Source organism: Halococcus thailandensis JCM 13552 (assembly GCF_000336715.1).
GTDB lineage: Archaea > Halobacteriota > Halobacteria > Halobacteriales > Halococcaceae > Halococcus > Halococcus thailandensis.
The window spans coordinates 1-4,145 of the sequence record NZ_AOMF01000070.1 but is presented as its reverse complement, the minus strand read 5'-3'; the positions used below and the strand labels follow the sequence as shown (position 1 = coordinate 4,145).

The 4,145-nt window shown below is 52.6% G+C and carries 3 protein-coding genes and 1 pseudogene; 2 read left to right on the top strand and 2 right to left on the bottom strand.

The genetic code is table 11. The annotated features are described in order from the left end of the window. Positions 1-453: 453 nt before the first annotated feature. Positions 454-588, bottom strand: a pseudogene (locus C451_RS21660) (IS1595 family transposase); the annotation flags it as partial. 193 nt (positions 589-781) lie between these two features. Here C451_RS21660 and C451_RS22475 point away from each other — a divergent pair. Together C451_RS22475 and C451_RS21650 are read left to right on the top strand one after the other, a co-directional pair. Beyond that, on the top strand, positions 782-934 hold the full coding sequence (locus C451_RS22475) for a hypothetical protein (protein WP_161605828.1): 153 nt from the start codon (positions 782-784) through the stop codon (positions 932-934). Positions 935-1,778: 844 nt separating this feature from the next. Then, complete coding sequence (locus tag C451_RS21650) at positions 1,779-2,918, top strand: DUF7094 domain-containing protein (RefSeq protein WP_449271496.1); 1,140 nt, start codon at positions 1,779-1,781, stop codon at positions 2,916-2,918. 705 nt (positions 2,919-3,623) lie between these two features. Here C451_RS21650 and C451_RS24270 read toward each other — a convergent pair. Beyond that, positions 3,624-3,971 (bottom strand): calcium-binding protein, encoded by a 348-nt coding sequence (locus C451_RS24270; RefSeq protein ID WP_394295056.1) that lies wholly within the window; start codon positions 3,969-3,971, stop codon positions 3,624-3,626. Between the last annotated feature and the right edge of the window lie 174 nt (positions 3,972-4,145).

The window sequence follows — 4,145 nt, the reverse complement described above, 5'->3', positions numbered from 1 at the left end:
CAACCGATCAACCAAAACAACCATGAGCTGTGACCTCACAGTCGAGGCTACCAGAGGCAAAGTCTAGAGGACTTTGCGACGCGACCAACCGCTGGAGGCCCAGATGAGACGTCGATCGTTTCTCCGTACGGCCGGAGGAGGAAGCCTCGTCATCACGACCGGACTCGCGGGTTGCACCAGTCGAGGCGCTTCGAATGAGACATCGAAACCTGTCGAAGGAGCACTCGTAGAGATGACCGAAGAGAATGTCTTCGAACCGGCGGACATTGCTGTATCGGCCGGTGAAACCGTCGTCTGGCGAAACGTCGGGCAAGGCATGAACTTCGTTCTTGAAGTCCGTGCGCTTTTCGACCAACCGTTTCCGGCCGCGCACAAGTGCGCGGCGCTCACGAAGCTCTTCGGGTGGAACGTAACTCTGAGCGATCATGCTGGCTCGGCGAAGTTGCGTCGTCCCGAGTCTAGGGTTGTTTCATCACACTCGGGGCAAGGAGCCTGTTCCCACGCGTGCTTACAGCGCCGCTCGACGCCATCGTCGAGCGGCTCGGGGCGGAACACTATTGTTTGATGCTCGACAACCTCTTGGAGCATCCCGCCGAAAGCTGTCCGTTAGATCATAATCACTAGCATACGGCGAGATGCTGTAGTTCCTATGCGACTGTTTCATCAGATTCGGCAAGAGCGTCTACGATTTCGATCACGAGGAAACTCGGTTCGTCCTCGATTATTTCCACTGCATGTAGAATCGCTATCTTATAACCGAGGACTAGACTACTTCGACATCGTGAGTGAGAAATACGACGAGAACCTCGGTCCAATGATCGAGGAAGGGGACGATTTCTCCGCCTTGCCGAATTTCGACTCCCATCTGCGGCTCTCTGGCTTAGTCGGCTGGATTTCTCGTCACCTGCGTTCGGATGGCTTTCCAGCAATCTGAACAGAGTTGTGCTTCGACCCGCTGATTTGGCTCTCTATTGCTTTCGTCTTCAAGAACGAGGAGATGTCGTGGGTACGGTGACTTGGATAATGCTTTCTCACATCGTGGGCATTGTCGGTCTTGCATCGAATCTCTCCTGTGAGGGTATAGTTGGTATCCGATTTCTCCACATATTTTCTCCATTTCAGTACATGGACTTGGCTACGTCTTATGGATAACGGCCGTAGCACCATTGCTCATACAATGAGTCTGTTCAAGCGAGCATGGATACCCCCGTTTTGCAGGCAAGCGTGATTACCGTCTGTATTCTCGTTTGCGCTACGGGTTCAATCTCGGCCAGTCCACAAGTCGGTTCTGGCCACATTCATTCGCCAACAGATTCTCTCACGACTGACCAGATGGATTTTTCTAAACAAGGTGCACGAATCAGCAACAACTTCCAAGAAAAACAGTTCCAGCAATCACCGACACAGTTTCCCAACGTTCTCACAATTGTGAGTGCTGATGACGAGCGTATTTACTACAACGTTACGGCGAGTGGACGTCTCAATCCAGGTGAACAGGCTGATCTCGTCGAGGCTGAACAACCGGATATCGTCACTAATACATCTGCCTCGGGCTCGACCGCTCAGGGTGGGAGCGACTCGTTCAGGTTCACTGGCCAGCTCACTGCACTCTCGCTGGGGGGGGGTCCTGCTCGTGTTCTCATCAACGGCCGGACAGTCAATCCGGCGATGATTCCGGACACTGCACCAGCACATGCTACGACGGCTTCACTCACGATTCCGTCGTTTGAACGCGAAACAAATAGCTCCCTACGAGCAACCATCGACGTCTCGGGGCTATTGCCCTCGACGAACGTGGGCTTCGAGCCCGATTTCGTGAACACCGTCTTGACAGACGATTCGGCGCAACCACCAATACGGCAATCCGCCTGGCTGAACTCAGAACGACTGCAACACGTATTGAATCACGTATCATGCAGCTCCGCGAGCGCCAATCTATGGCCATCACTGCATTGAACAACGGATCGCTATCAGACCAAGAATTTCTCCGTACCCTCGCACGAATCGACGAAACCGCAGACGGTTTAGCGACCGCGACAGATCGCGTTGCAGCTCGTGCCCGCTCGATACCACAATCCTCGATCAATGGTCAGCCCGCGGCCCGCTGGGCACGGAACAAGCAGACCGAACTGAGTCCACTACAAGGGTCGATTCGCAACCGGATCAACCAGGCACTCCGAGGAAACAACACGGAGCCCAACACCAATCCACCAAGTCTCGATCGCATCGCACCGACCTCTGGCGAACGGCTCGAACCGCTCTTTGTGTATGCTGAAACATCCCAACAGGGAATCGTCCTTGCGATGATCGACGATGGTCAGTACCACCGAGAAGCGGCGCTTCTCGGCCAACGCAACGCTACCGGAAGCGCGTTGAATACTACCGACGCCGTCCGCACACAGGTTGGTGCGCTTTATCCGTGGGGCACAAACAACTCAGCATATACTGGACTGAGCACTGATAGCGAAACGCGACTCGCCCAGTATACGCTGTCCCATGATCACGGCCAGCTCACAACACTACTCAATCAGAGTTCAGGACGAATCATTGCCGAACAGCAACGAAAATCACTCTCACGAATGCCGACAACCACACCTCTCATTGCCACCGAAGAGAGTTTTCAGCTTTGGGTCAATCGGACCTATCCGACCGGTCCACTTGACGTCTCATTGATGACACCCGGGGGGTCAACCAGTCGATGGAACAATAGTGGTCAATGGTCGTCCGGCCGAACAGACTGGAGAAAACGGTCAGCTGTGGACCCTCACTCCCGCGAAGACGATGACTATCGTTGCTCAAGCAAATGGGGAAACAATTCGAGTTCGCATTCCTCCATGTCCCCACCTGAATCGTTCTTCTTGATTCGTCCCTGTTTAATCTTATACTTTCGGAAACGTGAGGGATCAATGGATGGGTGAATCTCCTCACGTCCCCCGGTTAATGGATGCAGTGTCACAACCGGGACACGACATAAGGATTCGAAATACGAAAGCATTGTGGCCAACTAGTACACGATTGAGTCTCTGGGAGCAGAACCATCAGAAACGTGGAGTACAGATCAAAGACGACACCCACCTCCACGTTCCCCGGTGATTGAAGCGGGTACCGGGGTTCAATCCACAGATACCGTGTCAAAAAGAGTTCTGGCCGAGCATTGAAGGTTCAGTTGTGACGATAGAGAGCTACCACCAAACGAGGGTTTGAGCGTATTAGAAAACGTGGGAACTGCGAACTGATATGGCATTCAGCCCACGTTGCTACGGGTCCGGTCAATTAGGGTACGACAAGCCCCCGCTTTGGTTGATTGTTGGGAGTATCAAATAAATTCTGGTCGGTCGATACACTGCCAAATGGGTATGTAGAAACGTGGATGCAGGGACAACCACGATCCTTGATCCAAGTTTCCTTGGTTTATTATAAGTAGCGCCAAAACTGTGTAATAGGTGCGAATAAAATTGTTTTGTAGTTGGTGGGTTATCCTATCGGCTTTGATGTACCGTTCAAAAGTGTAGGATGCGTATGGTATTGTGTCCATCTCCTACACGCTCCCTCAGCCGATTCACGCAATAGCTTTCGACTAGATTTAGACGGGTACTTCGAAATAACGAATAGCTTGCGGAGGATTAGCATACGGATGAATCACAGTGCTTTTTTCTCAAACGTGAGGGTCCGAGCGAACAGACGCGTTTCCCACGTCCCCCGGTTGATCCATCCACGGCAGTACCGGGGATATCGGGGAGATATGCGGACAGCAAAAGGTCGTGGCTTGCGTGAGAGAATATGTTGAAAATATATAGTCCATCGTTGTCAGTATAGCGTTCGTTCCAGTAGTGCCAGTCTGTGACTGCTTGATTCATTTTAGAATCGACACCAACCGGCTCCAGCCGTGCCAGCCGGACGTCCAGTTCTCTGTTCACCGACTCGATGGTGACGACTATCTCGCTCTCAGGCGCTTCAACGGACCGTGAGATAACGAGTGGTTCATCCTCCAGAATAGTTCGGATTTGCGACGTAGCGGTTGTCGTTTACCTTAATCGTCCATTGAGAGTATGTTCTTCGACCATGCGTTCTAGATTAGCGCCGTGCTCTGTTGCTGTCCGCTGATTGGAGACCGCCGGAGCTACCGGAATGAGAGACCCGGTGGA